This window comes from Pseudomonas sp. v388 (assembly GCF_003935425.1).
Classification (GTDB): domain Bacteria; phylum Pseudomonadota; class Gammaproteobacteria; order Pseudomonadales; family Pseudomonadaceae; genus Aquipseudomonas.
On record NZ_RHQN01000001.1, the window covers coordinates 203,524 to 228,975 of the forward strand.

Annotated in this window: 21 protein-coding genes and 1 pseudogene; 12 read left to right on the forward strand and 10 right to left on the reverse strand. The window is 62.3% G+C overall.

Features of this window, described 5'->3' with window-relative positions:
* The first annotated feature begins 75 nt into the window (after positions 1 to 75).
* A complete protein-coding gene (locus tag EGJ27_RS00910; protein ID WP_125828796.1) occupies positions 76 to 2,529 on the forward strand; it encodes a type III effector HrpK domain-containing protein in 2,454 nt (817 codons plus the stop codon).
* A gap of 73 nt (positions 2,530 to 2,602) precedes the next feature.
* Here the strand turns inward: EGJ27_RS00910 and EGJ27_RS00915 are convergent, their stop codons facing one another.
* The 4 genes from EGJ27_RS00915 to EGJ27_RS00930 all read right to left on the reverse strand — a co-directional run bounded on the left by EGJ27_RS00915 (position 2,603) and on the right by EGJ27_RS00930 (position 8,968).
* Entirely contained in the window at positions 2,603 to 3,496 is an 894-nt protein-coding gene (locus tag EGJ27_RS00915) for a DMT family transporter (RefSeq protein WP_125828798.1), read from the reverse strand.
* A gap of 144 nt (positions 3,497 to 3,640) precedes the next feature.
* Complete coding sequence (gene pstS, locus EGJ27_RS00920) at positions 3,641 to 4,765, reverse strand: phosphate ABC transporter substrate-binding protein PstS (protein WP_125828800.1); 1,125 nt, start codon at positions 4,763 to 4,765, stop codon at positions 3,641 to 3,643.
* An 8-nt stretch (positions 4,766 to 4,773) separates the two neighbouring features.
* On the reverse strand, positions 4,774 to 6,462 hold the full coding sequence (locus tag EGJ27_RS00925; RefSeq protein ID WP_125828802.1) for a Na/Pi cotransporter family protein: 1,689 nt from the start codon (positions 6,460 to 6,462) through the stop codon (positions 4,774 to 4,776).
* Between the two features lie 394 nt (positions 6,463 to 6,856).
* Entirely contained in the window at positions 6,857 to 8,968 is a 2,112-nt protein-coding gene (locus EGJ27_RS00930; RefSeq protein WP_218568040.1) for a PAS domain-containing sensor histidine kinase, read from the reverse strand.
* A gap of 291 nt (positions 8,969 to 9,259) precedes the next feature.
* Between EGJ27_RS00930 and EGJ27_RS00935 the strand changes: the two genes are divergently transcribed.
* Positions 9,260 to 9,481, forward strand: coding sequence for a hypothetical protein (locus tag EGJ27_RS00935; RefSeq protein ID WP_125828804.1), 222 nt, complete (start codon positions 9,260 to 9,262; stop codon positions 9,479 to 9,481).
* Between the two features lie 15 nt (positions 9,482 to 9,496).
* Here the strand turns inward: EGJ27_RS00935 and EGJ27_RS00940 are convergent, their stop codons facing one another.
* Positions 9,497 to 10,534 carry an ABC transporter substrate-binding protein gene (locus tag EGJ27_RS00940; protein WP_125828806.1) on the reverse strand — a complete coding sequence of 346 codons (1,038 nt, stop codon included), beginning with the start codon at positions 10,532 to 10,534 and terminating at the stop codon, positions 9,497 to 9,499.
* Between the two features lie 330 nt (positions 10,535 to 10,864).
* On the opposite strand from EGJ27_RS00940, the gene EGJ27_RS00945 reads away from it, so the two are divergent.
* Positions 10,865 to 11,098 (forward strand): hypothetical protein, encoded by a 234-nt coding sequence (locus EGJ27_RS00945; protein ID WP_125828807.1) that lies wholly within the window; start codon positions 10,865 to 10,867, stop codon positions 11,096 to 11,098.
* A gap of 181 nt (positions 11,099 to 11,279) precedes the next feature.
* Positions 11,280 to 11,801, forward strand: a complete 522-nt coding sequence (locus EGJ27_RS00950; protein WP_125828809.1) for a hypothetical protein — start codon at positions 11,280 to 11,282, stop codon at positions 11,799 to 11,801.
* A 252-nt stretch (positions 11,802 to 12,053) separates the two neighbouring features.
* Here the strand turns inward: EGJ27_RS00950 and EGJ27_RS00955 are convergent, their stop codons facing one another.
* The 5 genes and pseudogenes from EGJ27_RS00955 to EGJ27_RS25260 form a co-directional block, all read right to left on the reverse strand.
* Complete coding sequence (locus EGJ27_RS00955; RefSeq protein ID WP_125828810.1) at positions 12,054 to 13,412, reverse strand: cytochrome c; 1,359 nt, start codon at positions 13,410 to 13,412, stop codon at positions 12,054 to 12,056.
* A gap of 10 nt (positions 13,413 to 13,422) precedes the next feature.
* Positions 13,423 to 15,198 (reverse strand): GMC family oxidoreductase, encoded by a 1,776-nt coding sequence (locus tag EGJ27_RS00960; protein ID WP_125828812.1) that lies wholly within the window; start codon positions 15,196 to 15,198, stop codon positions 13,423 to 13,425.
* Between the two features lie 2 nt (positions 15,199 to 15,200).
* Positions 15,201 to 15,950 (reverse strand): gluconate 2-dehydrogenase subunit 3 family protein, encoded by a 750-nt coding sequence (locus EGJ27_RS00965; RefSeq protein WP_125828814.1) that lies wholly within the window; start codon positions 15,948 to 15,950, stop codon positions 15,201 to 15,203.
* Positions 15,951 to 16,148: 198 nt separating this feature from the next.
* The gene (locus EGJ27_RS25255) at positions 16,149 to 16,991 is read right to left on the reverse strand and encodes a methyl-accepting chemotaxis protein (protein ID WP_371920828.1); all 843 of its coding nucleotides are present in this window, start codon (positions 16,989 to 16,991) and stop codon (positions 16,149 to 16,151) included.
* 15 nt (positions 16,992 to 17,006) lie between these two features.
* A pseudogene (locus EGJ27_RS25260) lies at positions 17,007 to 17,903 on the reverse strand (cache domain-containing protein); the annotation flags it as partial.
* 362 nt (positions 17,904 to 18,265) lie between these two features.
* Here EGJ27_RS25260 and EGJ27_RS00975 point away from each other — a divergent pair.
* The 8 genes from EGJ27_RS00975 to EGJ27_RS01010 all read left to right on the forward strand — a co-directional run bounded on the left by EGJ27_RS00975 (position 18,266) and on the right by EGJ27_RS01010 (position 25,445).
* Positions 18,266 to 18,994 carry a GntR family transcriptional regulator gene (locus EGJ27_RS00975; protein WP_218568041.1) on the forward strand — a complete coding sequence of 243 codons (729 nt, stop codon included), beginning with the start codon at positions 18,266 to 18,268 and terminating at the stop codon, positions 18,992 to 18,994.
* Positions 18,991 to 19,770: an ABC transporter ATP-binding protein gene (locus tag EGJ27_RS00980; protein ID WP_125828818.1), complete on the forward strand. Its 780-nt coding sequence runs from the start codon at positions 18,991 to 18,993 to the stop codon at positions 19,768 to 19,770. The genes EGJ27_RS00975 and EGJ27_RS00980 overlap by 4 nt, the downstream gene beginning before the upstream one ends.
* 1 nt (position 19,771) lies before the next feature.
* Entirely contained in the window at positions 19,772 to 20,542 is a 771-nt protein-coding gene (locus tag EGJ27_RS00985; RefSeq protein ID WP_125828820.1) for an ABC transporter permease, read from the forward strand.
* A 46-nt stretch (positions 20,543 to 20,588) separates the two neighbouring features.
* Positions 20,589 to 21,572: an ABC transporter substrate-binding protein gene (locus EGJ27_RS00990; RefSeq protein WP_125828821.1), complete on the forward strand. Its 984-nt coding sequence runs from the start codon at positions 20,589 to 20,591 to the stop codon at positions 21,570 to 21,572.
* 29 nt (positions 21,573 to 21,601) lie between these two features.
* Positions 21,602 to 22,606 (forward strand): zinc-binding dehydrogenase, encoded by a 1,005-nt coding sequence (locus tag EGJ27_RS00995; RefSeq protein ID WP_177522898.1) that lies wholly within the window; start codon positions 21,602 to 21,604, stop codon positions 22,604 to 22,606.
* An 83-nt stretch (positions 22,607 to 22,689) separates the two neighbouring features.
* Positions 22,690 to 23,112, forward strand: a complete 423-nt coding sequence (locus tag EGJ27_RS01000; RefSeq protein WP_125828825.1) for a PaaI family thioesterase — start codon at positions 22,690 to 22,692, stop codon at positions 23,110 to 23,112.
* A gap of 3 nt (positions 23,113 to 23,115) precedes the next feature.
* Entirely contained in the window at positions 23,116 to 23,904 is a 789-nt protein-coding gene (locus EGJ27_RS01005; protein ID WP_125828827.1) for a VOC family protein, read from the forward strand.
* Positions 23,901 to 25,445 (forward strand): class I adenylate-forming enzyme family protein, encoded by a 1,545-nt coding sequence (locus EGJ27_RS01010; RefSeq protein WP_125828829.1) that lies wholly within the window; start codon positions 23,901 to 23,903, stop codon positions 25,443 to 25,445. Before EGJ27_RS01005 ends, EGJ27_RS01010 begins: the two co-directional genes overlap by 4 nt.
* The last annotated feature ends 7 nt before the right edge of the window (positions 25,446 to 25,452 follow it).

The following is a 25,452-nucleotide window of genomic DNA, read 5'->3' on the forward strand; positions in this document are numbered from 1 at the left end:
CGTCCCTGTCACGCCCAGCGCCGATAGTGGTCGGCCATAACGCTTTGCCTGCGTTAGCGACTTCAGAGGACGATCATGCGCATCAATGCCCCTACTCAGGACAGCCACTCGCCGACGGCCGACGCCGGCAACAGCTTTGACAAGGCTGTCCTTGACGCCAAGCAGCAGCCTGCGTACCAGCAGGCGTTCTACGAAGAACACCGCGAGAACATCGAAACGATCCGCGAAAAGTGGGACGACTGGAACGGCAAGGACAGCATCGTCAGTGACAAGGACCTGCGCAAATTTGCCGCTGACGAGAACCGCAGCGCCGAGGAGCGGGACGCTGCGCAGTTCCTGCTCGACAACAAAGGCTTCTTCGATCATCTGGACACCAAGGCCCACGACAACAAGGCCGACGGCAAGATCAGCAACAACGACCTGAACGCCTGGCTGCGCCCGGTCGCGTTCAAGGCCGAAGATACCGGCGTCTATAAGGATTTCCTGAAAGCCAACCCGGATGCCGACGCGGCGTCCAGGGAGATCGCCAAGAATGGCGCGCTGTTGAGCGAAAACTTCGACATCATCAGTAAAAGCACCGACAGCGGCAAACACCTGACCCGTGAGGCCTTGCAGAAATTCCTCGACGAAAACACCGGCATCAGCGATGAACTCAAGCAGGCCATCACCTTCTGGCTGCAGCCGGGTGCATTCTCGGTACTGGAGACCGGCAAAAACCCGCTCAAGGACGCTCCGGACGGCAAACTGAGCAAGGACGACATCAACAACTCGGTCAAGACCCATAACCCGAAGACGGCCGCCGATGCGATCCTGTTCCTTAACAAGGTCGCCAACAACAATGCCACTTCCAGCGTGGACACCAGCAAGCTGGGCAAGGATGTTTTCGACAATCCCCAGAACTACACCGTCGAAGAGCGGGCAGCTGTCCTGCAGGATCTGCTCAAGGCCCAGCAATTGATCATCGACGGCGCAGGCGCCGGGATGTGGAGTGATGACTACGGCAAGGTCAGCATTGCCAACCGCGTCCAGGGGCATCCGGACCCTGAAAAACTGCTTCAGGACGTCAACGACCACATTGCCCGGTTGCAGGGCGATCCGGAAGTGGTGAAGTTCCTTAACGAAAGCACCTCCAGCCAGATGAGCACGCTGTTCGAAGGCAATCCGGCGCTCAAGGATGCGGTGCAGAAGAATTATGACGACAGCCTGTCCGGGGCTGCGCTGGACAAGATCTGGGAAACCCATACCAAGGACGGCAAGACCGACCAGACCGCCGCGCTGTCGGAGTTTTTCTCGACCGCCAAGTTGCAGCAGGAGGCGCTGGGCATCGACGACCTGGGCGAAATCCAGAAAGCGCTCGGCGATTCTTCCCATGCCGGGGCGCTCAAGGATTACTACAAGGACTCTCTGGCCTCGGGTTCGCGGCTGGAAGAACTGATGAAGACCGGCAGTTACGAGGAAGCAGTCGCCACCTATTCCGGCGAAGTGGCGCTCTACAACGCCGCGCTGGACCCGGAGTTCACCGCCGGATTCGACACGCAACTGAGCGACAACTTCAGCCGTGTCGCGAAAGACAACGCCATGAAAGACGGTTCCTTCGATGATCTCAAGGCTGCGCTGGGTATCGACGGCGGCGATCAGCTGGACGAGGAAAAAGTCAAAAAGATGATCGAGGAGGTCCTCAAGACCAACCCCGAACTGCTGACCAACCCGGACGGTACCGTGGCCACCGCTGACCAAGTGCTTGCGGGCGTGCGCGGCAGCTGGGACGTGCTGCGCCAGGGCACCAAGTCCCTGGCGGAACTGAAATCCGACTGGCTGAGCCCGGACCTCAAGGACCTGTCCGACCGCGGCGTGCTGCACGGCGTCAGCGGTATCTTCATGTCCGGTGTCACCATCGCCAAGGGTGCGCAGAGCGGCGGCAAGCTGACTGAACGCGCCATTGTCGATATCACCACCGGCTCGGTGCTCAGCGCCACGCTGCTGACCGAGGGCGGCACCAAGAACCTCAAGACCTACGTGAAGGATGCCGGCGCCAAACTCACGGAGCAGCAGAAACAGTTTTTCACTAACCCGGCCAAATCGGTGACCGACACCCTCAGCACCCTCGAAGACGGCGCCAAGGGTGTCGGTGGTCTGGCCGGTATCGTGGCAGGGGCCTACGGCATTTTCGACGGCGTGCAGTCGATCCGCAAAGGTGAAACGGTCGCCGGTGGGTTCAGCATCACGTCCGGCTCCATCGGGGCTTTGGCGGGGCTTTCCTCTGCCGCCGAAGGTGCTGCCGGTGTGCTCGGCAGAACCGCCATTCGCGCTGCGCTCGCGCCGATCTCCGGGATTCTGGGCATGACGGCCGGCGTGGTGGCCGGTTTTGCCCTGCTGCTGCCCGGCCTGATCGAGGAGGGCAAGAAACAGGCGAGCCAGGACAAGTTCGGCAGCCTGTTGGGCGACTACCTGACCCAATACGAGATAGACGGCGTGCCGCACGGCGATATCTACGACATTCCCGACGACCAGTGGCCGGAAAGCGACTGAGGCCGGCACCCGCCGGAGCATGTGTCCGGCGCAGGCGGTGCACGGAGGGTGAGCGCGGGTGGGAGGCGAGGCTTCAGCCGCCGGCCGTTCCAGCGCTCAGCTCCGGGTTTCGTCTGGCGTACACGAGAAACCCGCTCAGCAGCACCAGCGCGATGCCGATCACCGACGAGGCTGGTGGATAGTCGCTGAACACAACGATCCCGAACAGCGTCGCAAAGACGATTTGTAAATAGCCCAGCGGTGCCAGCACCGCTGAGGACGCGTAGCTGTAGGACTTCGAAATCAGAAAATGCGCCGCAAGCCCCAGACTACCCAGAACGACTAACTGACCCCACTGGATCGTGCTGGCCTGCGCCCAGTAAAACGGGACGGACACAGTCAGGATCAGCGTGGAGAAAACCCCGACGTAAAAACTGCTGGTGGAAGGGCTGTCCGTTTCGCCCGCCAGTTGCGTGAGAATCTGGTACAGCGCGAAGAAGAATGCAGTAGCGAGCGGGAACAGCAGCCATGGCGTGAACCCCTGACCCTGGGGATTGATGATCACCAGCACACCGACGAAACCGATGATTACCGGCAACCACTGCGACCGGTCGATTCGCGTGCCGAATACCAGCGGCGACAGGAGCGTGACGAAGGCAGGTGCCAGGAACACCAGCGCGGTGGACTCCGCGAGAGGCACGTGGGTCAGGCCGTACATGAACGTGAGGCTGTCCGCCAGCAGGCACAGCGCACGACAGACATGCAGCCATGGGCGCCGGGTCTTGGGCAGCGCCCGCTGTTTGCCGGCCAGAATCACCGTGCTGATGATGCAGCTGTGAATCAGGTACCTGACCCAGGCGACGAATATCACCGGCAGCGACATGATCAGCGTCTTGGAAAGCGTGTCGTGAGCGGCGAACACCAACCCGACCGAACCCATCAGAAGCATGCCCATGAGATGGGGCCGAATGCGTGCCGGAACTGCCATTGAGTCTCCCTGAATGCCCAAGTTTCGCCTGATCGCCGTTGACGGTAACCCACAGGTCTACGGGCCGCAATGCCGGGCGATGCCTGTCGGAACCCGCACCGTCCAGATCGCTGACCAGGTTCCTGGCCCAGCAGCTGGGCTGACTCAGGGCGAGCGCGGGCTTTGCACCGAGGTCACCAGCAGCTCACGAACCTGCTGCGCCAGAGAAGCGGGCAGTGGCACGTAGCCCAGATCGCGAGCGCTATGCTGTCCATTGGTCAGCGCCCAGGCCAGAAACGCGCGGGCGCGGCGATCTTGCCTGGAGATGGCTCGTCTGTTCAGCACCGCAAGAACAGTGGCGACCACCGGGTAGCTGGCCGCGCCGGGAGCGTTGATGAACTGCGGCTGGGCGTCCTGGCCGGCCTGCCAGGGCACCGCCTGAATGGCGGCTTCGATGGAACCGGGGTCTGGCTTTACGAAGTGTCCGGTGCCGTTCTTCAGTTGAACGATACCCAGACCTGCGGCTTGGGCCTGTACGGCGTCGAGGTAGCCGATGCTGCCCGGTGTCGAAGCCAGGGTTTGCGCCATTGCGCCGCTGCCGCGCACGGCTTTGCCGACCGGCCAGCGAACCACCGCGTCCACGCCTATCGCAACCGGCCATTCGGGGTCTTGAGTGGCGAGGTAGCGGGTCAAGGTGTGAGTGGTGCCTGAACCGTCTGCGCGGTGGATCGGCATGATGGTCTGATCGGGCAGTGCAACATTCGGATTGAGCGCAGCAATGCTTGCATGATTCCAGCGAACGATATCGCCACGCAGGATGGCTGCCAGCGTCGGGCCGTCCAGCCGCAGATTGTCCTTGAACCGCGGCAGGTGGGTGGCGATGGCGACACCACCCACCACGACGGGCATCTGGATCAGTTCAAGTCGGGTGAGTTCTGCAGCCGACAGGGGCAACTCGCTGAACGCGAAATCCACAGCCTTGGCCTGCAGGCGCAGCAGGCCCGCCTGCGAGCCGATGGCCTCGTAGTCCAGGGCGGCGCGGCCCAGCGCATCGTCGTCGAGCCCGGCATTGCCTGCCTGGAACGCGACGCCTGACGTGCCGCCCCGGTAGAGCCTGAGCCATTGTTCGACCAACGGCAGAACGAACGTGGAGCCTGCGCCTCTGAGCAACGCCTGGCCGAATGCATCCTGCGCCACGGCCCTCGACAAGGCGAAGCCGCCCAGCAGGCCGACGCCAGCCAGTTGCAGCAGGCGACGACGGGTAACCGGTTGTGCGCAAAACAGGTCCATGGCCGACCTCAGACGGGTTTGGCGAGCAGGCCGGCGGGCGGATGGTCGGCGGCCTGGTTCGGTTCGGTCTGACCCAGTTCGCGGGACACTGTCCGGCGCTCGTCGGTGATGCGCTGCACCAGGTTCAAGGCACGCTCCGCACTGCCCAGCAGTGTCAGGATCGCGCCCCGTTCGTCCCAGCCCAGTTTCTGCTCGGTTTGCAGGCAGCGCTCACGCAGCTCGGCGATCTGACCGGTGTAGGCGTGGGGTAGGTAGGTGCCCTGAGGGCCGTTTTTCACCGCCGGTTCCACGATGTCGAGGATCGCCGTGACAATGGCCTGGCCGTTTGCGGAAAACAGCTGACGTTCGATGCGTCGGGTGATTTGCGACAGGGTTTCGGTCAGGCTGGCGCTGAAGTCTTGCTCCTCGATCAGGCTCGCCAGCAGATGGGTCTCGTGCGCGCTCAAATCGTTGTTGAACATCTGCGCAGTGTAGGCGCGGATTTCCTGACTGAGGGTATCGAGTGCCTGCTCATGCTCGGCCACATTCTTCAACGCGTCGGCCTGGCCCCTTGCCGCCGCCAGCAGCAGGCTGGCGCCCTGGGTGTAGCGCGCCAGCTCCTGGCTCACCGCCGCAACGCCTGTGTTCACATCGCGCAGCGCCCCGCGATCCAGGTAGCGCGGCACCGCGTAGTCTTGCTCGCTGCTCCTGCCAGCGCCGATACGCGACAGGACACGGTCGAACACCCCGATGAACGGGAACATCAGCGCCGTATTGAAAATGTTGAAGCCGATGGAATACAGGCCGACCGCTACCGGCACCAGCGGAAAGGTCTCCTTGCCGTCGACCATCACCGATTTTCCGACCTCCATGCCGAACAGGCTCATGGTCCATTGCAGTACGTCCACCGACAGGAAGAACAGCGGAAACATCACGGCCACGCCGATGAAGTTGAACGAGATGTGCGCATAGGCCGCGCGCTTGGCGTTTTTCGACAGATTGAGCGACGCCATCCAGGAGGTAACCGTCGTGCCAAGGTCGGCACCCAGGGAAAAGGCCACGGCGGTCTGCCAGTCCAGAATGCCCGCCGCCCCAAGGCCCATGACGATGCCGATGGTTGCCGAGGACGAGTGGATCATTGCCGTGATGCCCGCCGCGGTCAGCACGCAGATCGCCAGGCCGCCGAAGCTGTCGGCCTGCAGGCTGGAGATCGCGGTCATCACCTCGGGCAGGTTGCGCAAGGGTTTCAGGCCGCCGGTCAGCAGGTTCAGCCCGTAGAAAATCAGCGAAAAGCCGATCACGGCCAGGGCGATGTTGCGCGTCCGCTCGCTTTTGCCGAACACATAGACCAACGCGAACAGGCCCGCGGAAATCAGCCCCAACGGCCCCAGCGGCATGGCGATCAGGCCGTTGCCCAGCGTGGTGCCGATGTTGGCACCCATGATCACGCTGATCGCCGGTCGCAACCCCACCACGCCGGCGTTGACCAGGCCGACCACCATCACCGTCATGGCGGTACTCGATTGCAGCACGCCGGTGATCATGGTCCCGGCGGCCAGCCCCTTCACCGGAGTGCCGGCCAGCTTCGCGAGCCAGGCGCGCATGCGATTGGCCGCCAGGTTATTGATCCCATCGGACATGAACTCCAGCCCGAGCAGGAAAATGCCCAGGCCGCCGATGACCGGGACCAGCAATTCTCTGAAGATGTCGATTTCCAAGACCATTCTCCAACGTGAGGACGATTGCCGGCGCGGACCTCTGCCCACCGGACAGCAATACCGGCAGGTGCGCAGGGTTCAAACCATGGACGCTAGAGAGAAAATGTGACGCATTGGTGACAACCGAACGGCCAGCGGCGGACGGCGACGGGTGGCGATGGCCGACTCGCTTCGACAACCGGCATCTGCTCACCGCCCGCGCCGAGCTGGCCGACCCGCTGTCCCGGTTCGGGGCGAGATTCAGGATCAACAAACCGCGTCGTTTGCCCGTGGTGCTATCCCAGGACTACGAGCGCATTGCCATCGACGCGCCGCCGTCCCGCGATTTCAGGACCTGTTCTGCCTCATCGAGCCAGCGGCGTCGCCAGATGACGCCGCCGCACCCGATCGCGCTTCATTGGCCAAGGATGCGTTTGCGACGCTGCCAGGTGGCCAGCTTGCGCAACAGGCGCGATAGCTGCTCGATCGAATAGGGTTTGTGCAGCAACTCGAAACCGTAGGTGCCGTTCTTGGCCAGGACATGGCTGTAACCGGAAGCCAGCAGTACGGGCAGGTCATGGTGATGTTCCCGGATCAGATGCGCCAGGTCGATGCCGTTCATGCCGGGCATCACCACGTCCGTGAACACCACGTCGAAGCGGTCGGCATCGGTGGCCAACTCGGCCAACGCTTCTTTGGCATTGTTGGCCAGCACCGGCAAATAACCCAGATCGGTCAGTGACTGAACAGCAAAGGCGCCAACTTCCACATTGTCTTCCACCACCAGCACGCAGGTGCCGTGCCCGTCCACCAAAGGTTCCAGTTTCTCGGCGTCCGGAAGCTGCAGTGGTTTCTCGGCGCGCGGCAGGTACAGCGTGAACGTGCTGCCTTCACCGGGCGTGCTGCGCACCATGACCTCGCCGCCCGACTGCTTGGCAAAGCCGAAGACCTGGGAAAGCCCCAGCCCGGTGCCCTGGCCGACGCTCTTGGTGGTGAAGAACGGTTCGAAGATCTTGTCCAGGTGTTCCTTCAGGATACCGCCGCCGTTGTCGGTGATGGAAATCGCCACGAAGGAACCGGTGACAGGCGCATGCGCCCGGATACCCGGCATCTGTTCCGCGGCTTCTATGCGGATCGTGACCCGGCCCTGACCCTTGACGGCATCCCGGGCATTGACCGCCATGTTGACCAGTGCCGTATCGAACTGGCTGGGGTCCGCGGTGACGAAGCAGGGCTCTTCCGGAAGTTCGGTGACGATCTCGATCAGCGGGCCGGTCAGCGTTTCCATCATGCTGGACAGCGCCCGTACGCTGTCGCAGGCCGCGAACACTTCAGGTTGCAGGGCCTGGCGTCTGGCAAAGGCCAACAGCTGTGCGGTGAGCTTCGCCGCCCGGTCGACGGTGTCGGAAATCGCCGAGATGTAGCGCAGGCGCCGCGCATCGGGAAGGTCCGGCCGTTTGAGCATGTCGGCGGACGACTTGATGACCGTCAGCAGATTATTGAAATCGTGAGCCACGCCGCCGGTCAGCTGGCCGATGGCTTCCAGCTTCTGCGATTGGCGCAAGGCTTCCTCGGCCTGTTTGAGGGCCGCTGCCTGTTCGTTTTCCAGAGTGATATCGCGCCCCGTGGCGAAGGTGACGTCGTCGGCCGGGGCGGCCACCCAGGAAATCCAGCGCACGCCACCGTTCTTGTGGCGATAGCGATTGATCAGCCGCGGCAGACCGCCCGCGGCCGCCAGGGTGTAGGCGTCCACGGTCTGGTCGTGATCGTCCGGCAGCACGAACTCATTGACGTGGTGGCCGATCAGTTCTTCCGGCAGGTAGCCGAGCAAGGTTGTCCAGGCCGGATTGACCCGCAGGAACACGCCTTCGAAATCCAGCACCAGCAACAGGTCGGGCGACGTTGTCCACAAGCGGTTCAGCTCGGATGTGCGCAGCTGAACCTGTTGCTCCAGCGTTTCGTTGAGGCGGCGCAGCGCCTCTTCGGCGTGTTGCTGGGCGCGCTTGGCCATCACCTGCGCGGTGATTTCCATACAGGCGCAGAAGAAACCCTGGACCAGGCCGTCACTGCCTCGCGCTGGCGTGTAGGAAAAGGTGAAGTGCGTTTCTTCGGCATACCCCTTGCGCTGCATCATCAAGGTGATGTCATCCATGCTGACCGCTTTGCCGTCGTAGGCCATGTTCACGATCGGGATCAGATCCGCACGTATTTCATCCCAGACATCCAGAAACGAGCGCCCCAGCGCGGCCGGGTGCTTGGAGGCCAGGATCGCGACATAGGCATCGTTGTAGAACAGCGTATGTGCCGGCCCCCAGACCACGAACATGGGCTGGCTCGAACCCAGGATGATCTCGACGAGGGTAAACAGCGCCGGCGGCCACGTGCTGAAGTGGCCCAACGGCGTCGCTGTCCAGTCCAGGTCGCGGATGCGCAGCGCCATCTCGCTGTCGCCGATGGGGGATGCGACCGCGGTTCTTTTCCAGTCAGGGGAAAGCGCAGTGACGTGAGGATCGACGGCGTCTGTCATTAGCTTTACCCGGCATGCAGTAAGTGTGAGGGTCTTGAAGGGATTGTCGTGGCCTGCGCGGCAGGGCGGCGTTGCTCATGGATTGTGCTGCCCGCTGCGGGTCACGTTGCGTTGGACGATGGCGGCAGCGGCTCGTTCCATGGGTGCGGGGCATTTGTGCCGGGCCAGACGAAGCCGGCAGGCGCCTGCGTCTGGGCGTTCCACGCTTGAACCGGAGGAAGCGGTAGGGTACATTCGCCGGCTGTATGGATATACAGCCATCTTTTTTTGCAGCAAGAGACCCGGATCGCGATGACAACAGACGCCACGACTATTCAAGACCGCCGCGATCTCAGGGGAATCAGCGCAGACCTTAAATGGTCTGCGGTCGAACTTTCCCGAATCGCCGACAGGCTCGACATGGCAGGCAACTCTGTCGATGCCGACGCCGTGCGGCGCATGATCCATGTCTTTCAACAGGACGAAGCACGCCTCATGCAGATTGCGGAGAGAGAAGCGGCGCCCGTCGGCTGACCGGGCCGCAGTCGGTCAACTGCCTTCCAGCAGTCTGCTGTCCTGGAAGAAGTAATCTTTCCATGAGGCCGGCTTGTTCTTTATCGCTCCGACCCTGTGCAGAAACTCGGCCAATGGGTAGGTGTTTTTCGGGTTGATGGTGAACTCGAACTGCGGGTTGTCGATGATTTTGGTCAACTGTGCGCGGTCGATGCTGGAGCGCGTCACGCGAATATAGGTGTCCGCGGCTCCCGCTTTATCCCGCTGGATATATTCCGAGGCTTCAACCAGCGCTTCGATGAAGGCCTGGTAGGTCTTGGGGTTGTCTTCGCGAAACCTTTCCGTCGCGAACAGCAGGGTCGGGGAGTTGGGGCCCAGCACGTCATAGGAACTGAGCACCACGTGTACGTTCTTGTTCTCCAGTTCCTGCTCCTGAAACGGCGGGTTGGAGAAGTGGCCGGTCAGTTCGGTGCCGCCGGAACGGATCGCGGAACTGGCGTCCGGATGGGGCAGGTTGATGGTGTACTTGTCCAGCCGCGCATATTGCGCATCACCCCACAGTCTGGCCGACGCCAGTTGCAGATAGCGCGATTGCACCGACACGCCCACCGCCGGCACCGCAATGCGGTCCTTCTCGGTGAAGTCGGCAATGGTTTTGACGTTCGGATTGTTGCTCACCAGGTAATAGGGGAAATTCCCCAGCGAGGCCACCGCCTTGACGTTCTGCCGCCCATGCGTACGGTCCCAGATGGTCAGCAGCGGCCCGACGCCCGCGCCGGCGATGTCCACCGCGCCGCTGAGCAGCGCATCGTTGACCGCTGAACCCCCGGACAGTTGCGTCCAGTCCACCTTGATATCGATGCCGGCCTGTTTGCCATGCTTTTCGATCAGTTGCTGGTCGCGGGCGACGTTAAGCAACAGGTAAACCACACCGAACTGTTCAGCTATCCGCAGTTGCCCCTCAGCCTTGGCATCGCCCGGCGCGACCAGGCTGGCCGCCGCGACGCTCACGGCCAAAAGCGCCGCTGCGCTGAATCGCCCAAATCTGGGTAAACCCAAACGTTCCCTGAACATAGCGTGCTCCGTAATCGACCAGGACGCGCCTCATGCGCATCACACAGCTAACGACTTTAGCGATATAAGTGATGCGCTTTAAATACTCAAATGGAATAAACATATTCGAGCGATGCCTGATATTGCCCTGATGCCTGACTGCGAATCTTCGGCCAACGTCACGCCTAGCGCTGGCCGGGCGACATGCAAGCCGCGTAACAGAGACGCCGCTCGGCACTATCAGCGATGTCGATATTCAGGATGCATCGCAGTGGTTTTTCACAGGCGGCCCGTCGCCATACAGTGGCTCCAACCCAACGGTTCAACCCCGACTCACTGGAGTAATCAATCATGAAAGCATCTCTCGCATTGGCCCTGGCCTTCTCGATCCTGGCACCCACAGCAGCGTTCGCCAGTGCTGACCCCACGCCGCAACGTCCTGTCGCGGCCGTCAGCAGCACGGTGGCGTCCGACAGCAAGGTGGCGTCGAACCCACGCGTCACACCGTTCGACAGCCAATCGACCGGTCGCGTGGTGGTCGCTGAAAACCGCAAGGAATTCGGTTCGGGCTATCAGCGTTACTAAGTGGGTCGGCGCCTCGTTCTCCCGGCACCTTTGCGGTCCGGGAGCAGGGCGGATGTGGCCCGGACCGCTCTAGCACGGTGGTTGCGGGTGAAACATTTGTTAATTGTCGCAGGCCGGTCCGGCAGGGAACATGCCTGCGCAATTAACGTCCATCCCGCCTTTGCTCGAGGAAACCTGTTCAATGCATCAGAAAAGACCTTCGCCGCGACATCCTGCCCTGCAGAGCCTGTGCGACCTGACGCTGCGAAGCGCCGCCGTGCTTGCGGTCAGTCTTGCGACCTTCGGTTGCGCCCAGGCAGCCACGCCGGCGGCGGATGTAATCAAGGCATTCAAGTTGTGCACCGGCGCAGACGATAATTCCCATGTGTTGCAAGGCACCATCAACCAGAAGATGCGCAACGACGTGACGGCGGTGCACTTCAAACAGACCCCCGCGCACGCCGCTTATGACTGGCACAAGGACCCTGAACCGCAGTACGTCATTACACTCTCCGGCACCCTGGATTTCGCGACCCGCACCGGCGAAACATTTACCCTGCACCCCGGTGAAGTACTGGTGGCCGAAGACAACACCGGTTCCGGCCACCGCTGGAAACTGGTCGACGACCAGCCCTGGCGTCGCGGGTACGTGGTCTTGAAGCCAGGCGCGCCGGACTCGTTCGTGCCCGACGATCCTGCGGCCGCCGGCGTTTGCAAAGGCTGAGCATCCTCGTCCTGCCGTTGAGTACCGGTCATCGCACATCCCACTCGGTCAACGCTTGCCTGACTAGCCTGTTTTCCGGGCGAGGAGTGACCCTCTTGGCCGATTCCAGCCATGGACGTGGACATGGGCCTGGTCTGGGACCCGGCAAGAGCCCACAGCCAGAACTCCTTCACAGACATGCCGCGGCGCTAAACCTTCAGGCAAAAAAACAGGCTGTCGGTCACCCGACAGCCTGCGTGGCCCACCGTTTCCTTAAGGCTTGGCGATATCGGTACGGCTCACGGCCGGCGATTCCTGCGGCAGGGTCGCGCGCAGTTCCTTGACCTGTCGGGCCGTGACCGCCGGGGCCTTGTTGCCCCAGCTGTTGCGGATGAAGGTCAGCAGCTGGGCCACTTCTTCATCCGACATGCGCCAGGCGAAGCCGGGCATGCCCAGCTGCGACGGAGCGGCTGCGGTTGACGGTAACTTGCTGCCGGCCAGTACCAGACGAATCATCGACACCGGATCTTCCGAGAGCACCGACGAGTTGCCGGCGATTTTCGGGAACACCCGCTCATAGCCTTGGCCGTTGGTCCGGTGGCAGGCGGCGCAGTTGTCGATGTACAGCTCGGCACCACGATCGTCTTCACGACCTTCGGCCAGGGCCTTGGCGGTGGTCGGATCGGCCTTGAACGCTGACACTTCCCGGGCATTGGGCTTCAGGGTTTTCAGGTACGCCGCCACGGCGTGCAGGTCTTCATCGTTCAGGTGCTGGGTGCTGTGAACCACCACATCGTTCATCGCACCACCCAATACGGCGTGGGTGGTGCTGCGACCGCTGCGCAGGGTGGCGACGATATCGTCGGCGCTCCAGCTGCCCAGGCCGTCGGCCGCATTGCCGCGCAGATTGACCGCCAGCCAGCCATCGATCACCGGCCCGCCGGACAGGAACTCGGCACCGGATTCATCCAGCGCTTTTTCCTGCAAGGTCACTGCCCGAGGCGTGTGGCAACTGCCACAGTGGCCAAGACCCTGAACCAGATACGCGCCGCGAGCCACTTGCGGGTCTCCATAGGAACCGGCATCGAACGCGACCGCTTGCGGTGTCGGCGCAAAGGTCTTGCGCCAGATCGCCAGCGGCCAGCGCATCGACAACGGCCAGGGCACGTCGTTGGCACGGTTTTCGGCTTTCACCGGTTCCACGCCGCGCATGAAGTAGGCGTACAGCGCGCGTATGTCGTCATCGCTGGTGCGCGCGTAAGCCGGGTAGGGCATGGCCGGGTACAGGCTGGTGCCGTTGGCGGCGATGCCGTGGCGGACCGCACGATCAAAGTCGGCCAGCGAGTAGTTGCCGATCCCGGTCTCCTTGTCCGGGGTGATGTTGCTGCTGTACAGCTCGCCGATCGGTGACGCAATCGGCAGGCCGCCGGCAAACGGCTTGCCTCCCTTGGCGGTATGGCAGGCGGTACAGTCGCCGGCGTCCGCCAGGTAGCGGCCTCTGTCGACCAGCGCCTGATCGACGTTGGCGGATTCCGTCAGGGCCGGGGTGGAGGTCGGCCACAGGGCGAACGTTAGCAGACCGACGAACACCACCACGCCGACCGCAATCAGGGTCAGGAAAAGCTTTTTCATGGTCTTCTCCTTATGCCTGAACCAGCGGGCCGGGGTTTTTCAGGTACTGCTCGCGAATGGCCCTGGCAGACCAGTACGCCAGCGCACCCACCATGCCGGTCGGGTTGTAGCCGTTGTTCTGCGGAAACGCGTTCGCGCCGATGGCAAATACGTTGTGCACGTCCCACGATTGCAGATAACGGTTCAACGCCGAGGTTTTCGAGTCGCTGCCCATGATCGCGCCGCCGCAGGTATGGGTACTCTGGTATCTGGTGATGTTGTAGTGCTCGCCCGGCTTCTTGGCGTCGCCGGACATGGCCACCGGATTGAGAATCTTCGACATCTCCATCGCCTTGCCCACCAGGTACTGCGATGCCTTGATCTCGTTGTCGTGCCAGTCGAAGTTCATGCGCAACAACGGTCGACCGAAGCCGTCCTTGTAGGTCGGATCGAGGCTCAGGTAATGCTGCTTGTAAGACATGCAGGCACCCTGGACTTCGAAGTAGAACGAGTGCCGGAACGAGTCGCTCGCCGCCTGCTTCCAGGCCGTGCCCCATGCCGGTGTGCCGGGCGGTACGTTGATCCCGCGCACCGGGCCCGAACCTGGCTGGCGCGCCCAGATGATGCCGCCGCCGACGAAACCGGCCTTGGCGTTGTCCAGCTGGTTGCCGTTGAGGTTGTCCATCGTGGTGCCGGAGCCGCCGATACCGATGAAGCCGTTGGCCTGCACATCCTTGTTGAAGAACAGCACCACGCGATTGAGGTTCTGGTAGGAATAGTTGCGGCCGATGGTGCCTTCGCCGGTGTGCGGATCGTAAGGCTTGCCGATGCCTGACAGGAGCATCAGATGCACGTTGTACAGCGAGAATGCACACAGCAGGACCAGGTCGGCCTGTTGTTCGACTTCGCTACCCTGAGCGTCAAGGTAAGTAACGCCGGTGGCTTTCTTGCCGTCGCTGTCCAGATTGACCTTGAGCACCTGAGCGTTGGTGCGCAACTCGAAATTCTTGCGCGGGCGCAGGACCGGCAGAATGCTGATGTTCGGGCTGGCCTTGGAATAGTTAAGGCAGCCGTAGTCGCTACAGAAACCGCAGGCGTTGCACGGTCCCATCTGGCAACCGTAAGGGTTGACGTAGGGCGCCGATGCGTTGGACGCAGGGATCGGATACGGGTCCCAGCCCATTTCCCGGGCCGCGCCGTAGAACATTTCCGCACCCAGGTAATTGGGGTTTGGTCCCAGCGCGAATTCCCGCGAGCGCGAGCCTTCGAACGGGTTGCCGCCGGGCTGCTTCAGACCGTTGATCACGCCAGCCTTGCCGGAGGTACCGCAGACGTATTCGAAGTGATCGAAATGCGGTTCCAGTTCTTCGTAGGTGACCGGGAAGTCCTGGATGCTCATGTCCGAAGGAATGAACTTGGCGCCGTAGCGTTGCTCGATGTTGCTGCGCAGCTTGAAGTCTTCCGGCAGGGCACGGAAGTGGCAGCCTGACCAGTGACTGCCCGCACCGCCAACGCCGGTGCCGGGCTTGAACGAGCCCATCTGCCGATAAGGCACGGCGGTGGAGGTCAGGTTGTGTCGCGCTGTCACGGTTTCCTGGGACAGGCTTTGCAGATAGCGGCGATGCACCGAACCTTCCAGCTCGTCGACCACTTTGGGGTAGGCGAAATCGGGCTGGGTGTCGCGGTCCGCGCCACGCTCCAGTACCACCACGTGCAGGCCTGCGTCGGTGAGTTCCTTGGCCATGATCGCGCCGGTCCAGCCCATGCCGACAATGACAGCATCTACTTTCGGTTTGACGTTCGCCATGCTCAACCCCTGCGTCCGGCAAGATCCACCGGCCCGATTGGATAGGGCTTGTCGCGCACCGTGATCCAGTCCATGTAATCGGCGCGCATGCCGGGATAACCGATCATCTTCCAGGCGCCCATGTTCTTGTTGCCGCCGTGGGAAGGATCGGCGAAGTAACCGTTGCGAACTTCATTGAGCAGGTTGGTGAAAAACAGCTTCGAGGAGATGTCTTCCAGCGCCAGCTTGCCGCCCTCGGCGGCCTTGAGCAGGTCTTCCTGCTGTGCCGGGGAAAGCTCGGCGAACACCTTGCCGGAGAAGTTCTTCTTGCAGCTGGCATCGACGGCCTTGATCCCGACGCGCAGGGTTTCGCGAAGATTCAGGCGACCCTGATAGCCGAATTCGGGCGCAGCTTCCAGAAACGGACCCTGCATGTACCAGATGGCGCCGTGGGCATAAGGCGACTGCATGTGCCGGTCGAGAAATTCCGGCACGCCAAGCTCGACCGCGCCCGGCCCGACGTGGTCGGACGGGATCAGCCGATCACAGGCCGCAACGACGAACGCCCATTCCTGGGCGGTGAAAAAGCTCGGCTTGTAGTCGCCTGCAGGGCGCGCGGCTGCGCCGGGTGCGTCCTTGACGGCATCGGTGGCGGGTGTCTGGGCGAAGGCTGCGGAGGTCAGGCCGGTACTGGCCAGGGTTACAACGGGGATAAGGGTCAGCGACTTGCGAAGAAAATCGCGACGCGCCGAAGAAAGGTCGTCCTCGAACATCTTTCAATACTCCTGAGACTGAACACGGGTGTGCCTGGTTATTTTTTTAGTGCCTGGTTTCTTGTTATGGAGTGCCGATGTTCCAGCGAACAAAGAGCAATAGGTTGCGAGCTAATCATGAGCAAGCTAAGTAACCGGATGTAACTAAAACAGAAATTGCCGCCCGATACTATCGAGGCGGCAAGGTGAAACGATTCATCAGATTTTGAACTGACCCACCAAGGCGCTGAGGTTGCCACCCAGGGTCGAAACGTCACGCATGGTTCGCGCGCTTTGCTCGGTTTCATCGGCGAGATTTTCCACGGCGGTCGCGATCTGGGTGACGCTGCGGTTGATCTCTTCGGATACCGAAGTCTGCTCTTCAGCGGCACTGGCAATTTGCGCATTCATCGCGTTGATGGTGCCGATCAGTTCGGAAATGGAATCCAGCGACACGCCGACCTTGTTGGTCTGCTGGTTGGCGCCTTCACCGGCTTCAGTGGAGCGGCGCATGGCCTCGACCGAAGCATGGGTGCCGGTTTCAAGGCGGCTGATCATGCCCTGTATTTCCTGAGTGCTCTGCTGTGTGCGGCTGGCCAGAGCGCGGACTTCATCGGCCACGACCGCAAAACCACGCCCGGCTTCACCGGCGCGTGCCGCTTCGATGGCCGCGTTGAGCGCCAGCAGGTTGGTCTGTTCGGCAATCGAACGAATCACATCGAGCACCGACACGATGGAGCGCACATCCTGTTGCAGGCTATCGAGGCTGGTACCGCTCCGGCGAATGTCGCTGACCAGCGAATCCATACCGGTGATGTTGCTGGCAACCACCTTGCGGGCGGCCTGGCCTTGCTGATCGGTTTCCGCAGCGGCCTCGGCAGCGCGCTGGGCACTGAGGGCAACTTCCTGGGCGGCGGCGGACATTTCGTGAATCGCGGTCGCGACCTGATCGGTCTCGTCGCGCTGACGTTGCATGGCCTGTTCCGAGCGCAACGTCTGCTGCGTCGCCTGCTCGACGAGGCCGCCGAGTTCGGTGGTCATGTGCGCAACCTGGCGCACCATGGAGTGGATCTTGTCGACGAACCGGTTGAAGGAGGTGGCAAGGTCACCCAGCTCATCGCGGCTGGTCACTTTCAGGCGGTGGGTCAGATCGCCGTCGCCGGCTGCGATGTCATCCAGGTTGGTCTTGAGAACCCGCAGTGGGCGCACGATGCCGTTGGCGGTCAACACACCAGCGACGGCGGTGATCAGCAACAGCACAACAGTGACCGCGAACACGCTGAGCAGGATGGCGCGAGTGCGGCTCGCTACGGCTTGCTGTTCCAGGGCCATCGTGGCATCGATGTCGTCCATGTTGATGGCGCTACCCAGCACCATGTCCCATTTGTCCAGATACAGGGTGTAACCCAGTTTGGGGACCTGCACCGCTTCGTCGCCGGGCTTGGGCGCCATGTAGTCGACGTAGTGCTTACCGTTTTTCGCCACTTCGACAAAGGTCTGGTAGTGGTACGAACCATCCGGGTCGCGGGTGTCCCAGAAGCTCTTGCCGACACCGGCCGGGCTGTCGCCACGGAAGGTGCGCACGCCCTTGGTGTCGTAGCCGAAGAAGTAACCGTCTTCGCCGTACTTCATGGGTTTGAGCAGTTCGATGGCCTGGTCCCGCGCGGCCATGTCGCCGGTAGCCGACGCGTCATGCAGCCCCTTGATGGCGGTGTAGGCAACTTGCACGTAGTTTTCCAGCACTTGCCGATTGCGCTCCACCAGCTTGGCGCGGGTTTCCTGCATTTCCTGATCGGCGCTGCTTTGCAACATCCACGAGGCTACGCCGCTAAGAATCAGAGCGAATAACAGCGCGGGGACAATGGCGAGGCATAGCAGCTTGGTTTTCACGGTCAAATTCATGCGACGTATCACTTTTTGTAGGGTGGTTTGTCTGACCCTATCGGCGTGTGATCGTACAACTTGATACAGCATGTGACGAAGTGCCACCTGTGACTTATCGACGCATAGGCACAAAGTTCCACGGGTATTGATTGACGCGGGCTGCGGGTATATGACGCGTGTTTGAAAAAGAATAAAAAATTGCCTAAGTGACGCTTACAGGCCTCTTCGCCGGCATGCGGGCTTCTCCAGAGAGCGGCCCGCCCGAGTACATGCGTCGCCCGAATCCTTTATCACTGAATTGCCGTCTGGGCCGCTTACGTTATGCGCGGATGGCATATGCATATCGGAAACAAATCGTTCGAGTTCAAGAACATTTGTTCTAGCTTAGCGGCCATCGGTAAGCCCCACAGACAGCCTCTGTGAGCTGCCCACACTCTTTCCGCGAGGCCGCGATGCTCATGTCCGATGCCGCTCAAGGCACTGTTTTCGATGCTGCCAGTCAGGGAGATTCGGCGTATGCACGTATACGTCGTGACATTCTCTCGTGCCGGTTGATGCCGGGGGTGAACATCACCGAGCCGGGGCTGATGGAAACCTACCAGATCGGCAAGAGCAGCTGCCGGATCGCGCTGACCCGGCTTTCCCACGAGCACCTCGTGACGTCTCGCCCACGCAAGGGTTATCAGGTCGCGTCGGTCACCGTTAAAGACGTCGAAGAGGTTTTCACTCTGCGTGTGCAGCTGGAGCCGCTGGCCGCCAGGCTGGCCACCGGCCGGGTCGACATCGCTCGCTTGAAAGAACTGGAAGCGGCCTGCCGGGTTCGGCATCGGGTGCCGCTGCCGGATCAGATCGATGTGTTCATGGACGCCAACAAGGCGTTCCACCTGGAAATCGCCCGGGCCACCGGCAACGAACGGCTGCTGCGCACCTTGTCCAGCCTGATGGATGAAATGAGCCGGCTGGTGGCGTTGGGTTTCAACGTGCAGGGCACCAAGCCCGAGATCAAGCACGACCACAACGCACTGATCGCGGCATTCGAAGAGGGCGACTGCAAGCGCGCCGAGCTGATCGCCCGGCGCCATATCGAAACGTTCCAGGCCATGACCCTGGAAAAAGTCTACGCCAGCCTCAGTGAAGCCGGCGCGTCGTTGCCGTTGCTGGCCGCGAGGTTCGGACGATGAATGCCGCGTTGCAGGTCCAGGCCACGCTGGACGTGAAATCCGCCGTGGCGGCCATCAGCCTGAGCGGTATCGGCAAGCATTTCGACGGCCTTGAAGTGCTGCGCGATATCAGTTTCGACGCGGCGCAAGGCGAAATCATTGCGCTGCTGGGCACCTCGGGCTGCGGCAAAAGCACCTTGCTCAACATCATCTCCGGCCTGCTGCGTGCCGACCGTGGCTCGTTGGCCATCGACGGCGAACCGGCCGGACAATTTCGCGACTGGCAACGCATCGCCTACATGTTCCAGGAAGACCGTCTGCTGCCGTGGCGCAGCGTCAAGGCCAACGTGGCGTTCGGGCTTGAGGCGACCTCGCTGGGCAAGCGCGAGCGTGAGCAGCGGGTCGCGCAGGTTGTGCAACTGGTGGGCCTTGCCGATTTTGCCAACGCCTGGCCGCACCAGCTTTCCGGTGGCATGCGCAGTCGCGTTGCCCTGGCGCGCAGCCTGGTGGTGCAGCCCGCCATCCTGTTGATGGACGAACCGTTTTCCAAACTCGACCCGCACACCCGCAGCCAGATGCATGAAGAGCTGCTGCGCCTGCAGGCGTTGACCGGCATGACCGTCATATTCGTCACTCACGACGTGGAGGAGGCCGTGGTGCTGGCGGACCGGGTCGTCGTTCTCGAACCCCGTCCCGGACGCATCCGTGCCGTCAAGCAACCGGGTCTGTCGCGACCGCGCATCCCGACCGATGCAGCAGTGACCGAGCAGATTCGCCAGCTGCGCCTGGAGGTGTGAGATGGAAACCGCCAAACGTTTTTCCAGCCTGGCCCTGCAACGACTCGCACTGGTCGCGTTTTTCGCCGTGCTCTGGTGGTACGCCGCTGGAAAGGTGCCGTCATTTGTATTGCCCGGCCCGCAAAAAGTGCTCACGGCGCTAGACGGACTGATTCATAGCCAGACGTTCCTCCACGATATTGGCGCAACCATGGGCCGGGTGTTCAGCGGCTTCCTGCTGGCGGTGGCGATTGGTACGCCGCTGGGGCTGGCATTGGGCACCAGCCGCGTATTGGCGCGGTTTTTCGAGCCTATGCTGGCGGTGTTCAACACCGTGTCGTCAGCGATCTGGGCGATCTTCGCCATTATCTGGTTCGGCATTTCCGACGCCACCACCGTATTTGTGGTGTTCATGACTGCCATGCCGCTGGTGCTGACCAATGTCTGGCAGGGCGCCCAGGCCGTGGAGCGGCAATACGTGGAACTGGCTCGGTCGTTCCGCATGTCGCGGTTGCAGATCCTGCTGAAGATTTCCCTGCCCAGCATCCTGCCGTATTTCTTTTCCGGTGCACGCCTGGCTTTCGGTTTCGGTTGGCGGGTGTCACTGGTCGCCGAAACCCTTGGCGCGTCCGACGGCATCGGCTATCGCCTGCGGCAGGCGGCGGATCTGGTGCAAAGCGATCAGGTGTTCGCCTGGACCGTTTTGCTGGTCGCCTTGATGTTGCTGCTCGAAGCCGGGGTGCTCAAACCCCTGGAGCGCCGTTTGTTCCGCTGGAAACCTCACAGTTCCTGAACCCAGCCTCTAAACCCCGTCACACACCACTAAAGGTTCTGCCCTCATGCGTAAATTGATTGCCGTCGCCGCGTTGGCTGCGACCGCTTTGTTGCCCCTGGCTGCCCAGGCGGCGGAGAAAGTCCGGATCGGCTACTGGACCAGCGGCGTCAGCCTGGGCTACGGCTCGGTGCTGGAAGCCAAGGACTTCCTGGCCAAGCGTGGCATCGAAGCCGAATTTTTCCATTTCCCGGACGTGAATGCGCCGATTCGGGCACTGGCCGCGGACTCCATCGACCTGGCCTTCGGCGCGCCACTGGCCGGGGTGTTCAGCTCGGCGGCGGAAGGCGTGCCGATCAGAATTTTCGCCGCGACCCAACCGGCGGATGTGCAGTTCGTGGTGCCGGCCGATTCGCCGATCAACTCGATCAGCGAACTCAAGGGTAAAAAAATAGGCATGTCGCCCGCCGGTTCCTCGGTGGCGGTGATCGCCAGCGCGGTGCTGGAAGGTAACCACGGCATCGGCGTCAACGATTTCTCGCTGGTGGGCGGCAACGAAGCGCGTCTGGCGCAGTTCCTGGCGCAGAAGCAGGTCGACGGCGCAGCGTTGCGTTCAGTGACCATCGCCCAGCTGGGCGACGAGCTCAAGCTCAAGCGCCTGGGCAGCTTTGCAGATGAGTGGAAAACCCTCACCCAGTCCGAAGCGGTGCCGTACATCGGCGTCGGCGCGGTCAGCGCCAGGCTGGTCGACGCCCATCCCGAAACGGTGACCAAAGTCATCGCCGCGCTGCGCGACACCCTGGCGTGGGGCGATGCCCACCCCGACGAAGTGGTCTCCATCCTCAAGAAAAGCGCAAACCTCCCGGAAAACGACGCCCGGGTTTACGTCGGCCAGTGGAACGCCATGAACCGTCTGGCGTTCGAGCCTCAGGATCTGCAAACCCTGCGTCGTGAGCATGAAGTGTTCGCCAAGGGCGGCCTGATCAAAGGCGAGCTCAAGCCGGACCTGTTCGTCACCCAACCCTACATCCAATCGAAAACCCTCAAGTAATCACGGAGACAACGACTGTGAGCAAAACCATGAAAGCCCTGGTACTCAACGAACACGGCGACCTTGACCGGTTGCAGGTGGTCTCCGACAAGCCGGTCCCGGCAGTCGCCACCGGGCATGTGCTGATCCGCGTAGGTGCCTCGTCGTTCAATTACCACGACGTGTTTACCGTCAAAGGCATGCCGGGCATCAAGGTGCCGCTGCCGGTGGTCATTGGCCTGGATCTGGCAGGCACCATCAGCGAGATCGGTGAGGGCGTGGAGGGCTGGGAAGTCGGGGAGCGGGTTTTGATCAATCCGCTCAAGCCGGATGTCGGCCTGATGGGCGAAATGGTCGACGGCGGCATGGCCGAGTACGCGCTGGTCGATGCCCGTCAGTTGATCCGCCTGCCCGAGGCGGTCAGCTTCGAACAGGCAGCGGCATTGCCGGTGGCCTATGGCACCGCGCATCGCATGCTCATCACCCACAACACGGTCAAGGCCGGCGACCGGGTGCTGATCCTGGGTGCCAGCGGCGGCGTCGGCACCGCGTGCATCGTGCTCGCCAAACTGCTGGGTGCCGAAGTCATCGCCTGCGCCGGCAGTGACGAAAAGGCCGCGCGCCTCAAGGAGCTGGGTGCCGATCATGTCATCAACTACCGCGATACCGATTTCTCCAAATGGGCCATCGGCCAATACGGCAAGCCGCAGCGTCGCACCCACGAAGGCGGCGTGGATGTGGTCATCAATTTCACCGGTGGCGACACCTGGCTGCCGTCGCTCAAGTGCATCAAGCGCGGCGGCACTTTGCTGGTCTGCGGCGCGACGGCAGGCCACGACCCCAAGGAAGACCTGCGTTACGTGTGGAGCTTCGAGCTGAACATCAAGGGCTCGAACAGCTTCTACGAGGACAACCTGGTCGGCCTGCTCGACCTGATCGCCGAAGGCAGGATCGACCCGATCATCGACCGCGTGCTGCCGCTGGAACAGGCCGCCGAAGGCCTGGCGCTGATTCGCGACCGCGAAGTGCTGGGCAAGGTGGTCGTCAAACCCTGACGCCACGCCTGCGCCTTTTGCGCCTGCGTTCCGCAAGCCGGTGCGCAGGATTACCGACCCCATTCGCTCTGAAGGAACACACCATGACCGACAACACACTGCCAACCGCTGAAGATATCCAGGCACGTCTGCTCAAAGGCCCATACCACCAGTGGCTGGGCCTGCAGGTACTCGAGGTGGGCGAGGGCAGCATCGAACTCAGCGCCAAGTGGCGCGAAGAATGGGTGGTCAACGTGGATGGCGGCTACACCCATGGCGGCATTCTCGCGGCACTGGTCGACCTGACGGCCGACTGGGCGCTGGTCTCGAAAACCGGCAAGGGCGTGCCGACCATCGACCTGCGTGTCGATTACCACCGCGCCGCCAAGGGCGACCTGCGCGCCACCGGCAAAGTGATCAAGTCCGGCAAGCAGTTCTCGGTGGCCGAAGCCCAGGTGTTCGACACCGAAGGCAACCTGGTGGCCAGCGGCCGCGGCCTGTACTCGACACCTGTAGCGAAGGCCTGAGCCATGAGCGCCGCACTGGACCATCTGGTCATAAACACTCGCTTCGACACGGATGCCGCTGCGGCGCTGTTCACCGCGCTGGGCTTTACCCTGACGCCGCGCGGGCATCATTCCCTGGGTTCGATCAACCACCTGATGATGTTTGCCGATGGGTACCTGGAGTTGATCGGGCTGCCGCTGGGCACCGACAGACTGCGTCAGGAAGTGCTCGACAGCCCGCAGGGGATCGACGGTCTGGTGCTGGCCAGCGCTGACCCGAAAGCCACCCATGCCGAACTGGTGCGCCAGGGTTTTCTGGTCCAGCCGGTGCAACATTTCTCGCGGCCTGTCGAGATCGACGGTGCGAACGAAGAAGCTCGCTTCGGCACGGTACGCCTGGTGCCGGGGCAGTTCGCGGCCGGGCGGGTCTACTTCTGTCATCACGAAACACCCGAGCTGGTCTGGCGACCAGAGTGGCTCGGCCATGCCAACGGCGCCACGGCGGTCAGCGGCCTGACCATCGTCAGCGAAAACCCGCAGCAGACCTGCGAGCAGTACGCCCGACTCGGGGTTTTCGATGAGCGTTTTCAGCTCGATGTGATTGATGTCGCCACCCTGGATCAGCGCTTCGGCGATCTGGCTCAGGGCTTCACACCCCGTTTCGAACGCTTCGCCGCCATCACGTTGCGTGGCGCGGACCTCAAAGATCTGGCACAACGCGCAGCGCGCATGGGTCTGGCGCATCGGGCCGAGTCCTCGCGCGTCACGGTTGCCATTGCGACGTTCGACACCTTGCTTGAGTTCATCCCATGAATAACGCTGTTCGTAATCTGGGCGAGGTGATCGGCGCGCACAGCCCGAGCGAGCGCCTGGCGTTCATCGGCCTGGATGCCGATAGCCTGGCGTGCGGCTACCGTTTCGACGAGCTGGACCAACTCGCCAACGCCGTGGCCCGAGCCTTGAGTGCTCGCGGCTATGCCCAGGGCGAGCGCATCGCATTGCTGGCCGCCAACTCCGTGGAGTTCATCGCCGTGGTGTTGGGCATCATGCGCGCCGGGCTGGTGGCGGTGCCGCTCAACTACCGTTTTCCCGATGCATTGATCGAATATGTCGTGGCCGACAGCGGCGCACGCCTGGTGTTCTGCGATCCGGACCGTGCGTCGTCCTGCCCGGCGAACCTGCCGCAGGTATCGCTGGTGCGCCGCACTGAAGATGGGCTGGATCAGTTCATCGATCCAGGTCCTTTCGACGCCTTCCAGCCCAAGGCCGATGAACCGGCAATGATGCTTTATACCTCCGGTTCGACGGGCCAACCCAAGGGCGTATTGCTCAGCCATGCCGCCCACTTGTGGGTGGTGCGCACCCGCTTGCTGGCGACCTCCCTGGAGCAGGAGCGGGCACTGATCGCCGCGCCGCTGTATCACATGAATGCCCTGGCACTGGCGCTGCTGACACTGGCCAGCGGCGCAACGGCCTTGCTGCTGCCGCAATTCACCGCCTCCAGCTACATCGACGCGATCAAGCGCTACCGCTGCACCTGGCTGACCGCCGTGCCGCCGATGATTGCCATGATGCTGCGCGAACGCGAGCGTCTGGCAAACGCCGACCTGAGTTCGGTGCGCGTGGTCAGGATGGGCTCGGCACCGGTCAGCGCCAGCCTGCTTGAACAGATCCATCGGTTGCTGCCCAACGCCCGGGTAATCAACGCCTATGGCACCACCGAAGGCGGCCCGGTGGTGTTCGGCGCGCATCCGGATGGCTTGCCGAATCCGCCGTTGTCAGTGGGCTATGCCCATCCGCAAGTGCAGTTGCGTCTGCGTGACGAAGCCGGGCAAGAGAGCAGCGAAGGCGTGCTGGAGCTGAAAAGCCCCGGTTTGATGTCCGGTTACCACAACCGCCCCGATCTGCGCACGCCGTTCACCGCCGATGGTTTCTACGTGACCGGTGATGTGTTTCGCCGTGACGAAAACGGTTTCTACACCTTTGTCGGGCGCCGCGATGACATGTTCGTCAGCGGTGGCGAGAACATCTATCCCGGCGAAATCGAAAAGCTGCTGGAACGCCACCCGGCCATTCAACAGGCCTGCGTCGTGCCGGTGGAAGACGAGATCAAGGGCTTCAAACCCATGGCGTTCGTGGTGCTGCGTGACGGCGCTGAAGCCAGCGAAGCGCAGATCAAGGCCTTCACCCTTGAACACGCGCCGGCGTACCAGCATCCCAGGCGCGTGTGGTTGGTCGACGCGCTGCCGCTGGCTACCACCAACAAGATCGATAGGCCCGCCTTGCTGGCCGACGCTCATCGGCGTCTGCAACAGGCGGGCGCGGAACAAGCACGTCAGCCCGTTAATTCCTGATCACCCA

What these genes read in the sequence shown, in the direction of transcription:
- EGJ27_RS00945 (WP_125828807.1), top strand. Translation starts at nt 10,865, where the DNA reads ATGAAAGCATCTCTCGCATTGGCCCTGGCCTTCTCGATCCTGGCACCC.
- EGJ27_RS00935 (WP_125828804.1), top strand. Translation starts at nt 9,260, where the DNA reads ATGACAACAGACGCCACGACTATTCAAGACCGCCGCGATCTCAGGGGA.
- EGJ27_RS00985 (WP_125828820.1), top strand. Translation starts at nt 19,772, where the DNA reads ATGGAAACCGCCAAACGTTTTTCCAGCCTGGCCCTGCAACGACTCGCA.
- EGJ27_RS00915 (WP_125828798.1), bottom strand. Translation starts at nt 3,496, where the DNA reads ATGGCAGTTCCGGCACGCATTCGGCCCCATCTCATGGGCATGCTTCTG.
- EGJ27_RS00940 (WP_125828806.1), bottom strand. Translation starts at nt 10,534, where the DNA reads ATGTTCAGGGAACGTTTGGGTTTACCCAGATTTGGGCGATTCAGCGCA.
- EGJ27_RS00950 (WP_125828809.1), top strand. Translation starts at nt 11,280, where the DNA reads ATGCATCAGAAAAGACCTTCGCCGCGACATCCTGCCCTGCAGAGCCTG.
- EGJ27_RS01000 (WP_125828825.1), top strand. Translation starts at nt 22,690, where the DNA reads ATGACCGACAACACACTGCCAACCGCTGAAGATATCCAGGCACGTCTG.
- EGJ27_RS01010 (WP_125828829.1), top strand. Translation starts at nt 23,901, where the DNA reads ATGAATAACGCTGTTCGTAATCTGGGCGAGGTGATCGGCGCGCACAGC.
- EGJ27_RS00990 (WP_125828821.1), top strand. Translation starts at nt 20,589, where the DNA reads ATGCGTAAATTGATTGCCGTCGCCGCGTTGGCTGCGACCGCTTTGTTG.
- EGJ27_RS00975 (WP_218568041.1), top strand. Translation starts at nt 18,266, where the DNA reads ATGCTCATGTCCGATGCCGCTCAAGGCACTGTTTTCGATGCTGCCAGT.
- EGJ27_RS00910 (WP_125828796.1), top strand. Translation starts at nt 76, where the DNA reads ATGCGCATCAATGCCCCTACTCAGGACAGCCACTCGCCGACGGCCGAC.
- EGJ27_RS00980 (WP_125828818.1), top strand. Translation starts at nt 18,991, where the DNA reads ATGAATGCCGCGTTGCAGGTCCAGGCCACGCTGGACGTGAAATCCGCC.
- EGJ27_RS25255 (WP_371920828.1), bottom strand. Translation starts at nt 16,991, where the DNA reads ATGGTGCGCCAGGTTGCGCACATGACCACCGAACTCGGCGGCCTCGTC.
- EGJ27_RS00960 (WP_125828812.1), bottom strand. Translation starts at nt 15,198, where the DNA reads ATGGCGAACGTCAAACCGAAAGTAGATGCTGTCATTGTCGGCATGGGC.
- pstS (WP_125828800.1), bottom strand. Translation starts at nt 4,765, where the DNA reads ATGGACCTGTTTTGCGCACAACCGGTTACCCGTCGTCGCCTGCTGCAA.
- EGJ27_RS00930 (WP_218568040.1), bottom strand. Translation starts at nt 8,968, where the DNA reads ATGACAGACGCCGTCGATCCTCACGTCACTGCGCTTTCCCCTGACTGG.
- EGJ27_RS01005 (WP_125828827.1), top strand. Translation starts at nt 23,116, where the DNA reads ATGAGCGCCGCACTGGACCATCTGGTCATAAACACTCGCTTCGACACG.
- EGJ27_RS00965 (WP_125828814.1), bottom strand. Translation starts at nt 15,950, where the DNA reads ATGTTCGAGGACGACCTTTCTTCGGCGCGTCGCGATTTTCTTCGCAAG.
- EGJ27_RS00955 (WP_125828810.1), bottom strand. Translation starts at nt 13,412, where the DNA reads ATGAAAAAGCTTTTCCTGACCCTGATTGCGGTCGGCGTGGTGGTGTTC.
- EGJ27_RS00995 (WP_177522898.1), top strand. Translation starts at nt 21,602, where the DNA reads ATGAAAGCCCTGGTACTCAACGAACACGGCGACCTTGACCGGTTGCAG.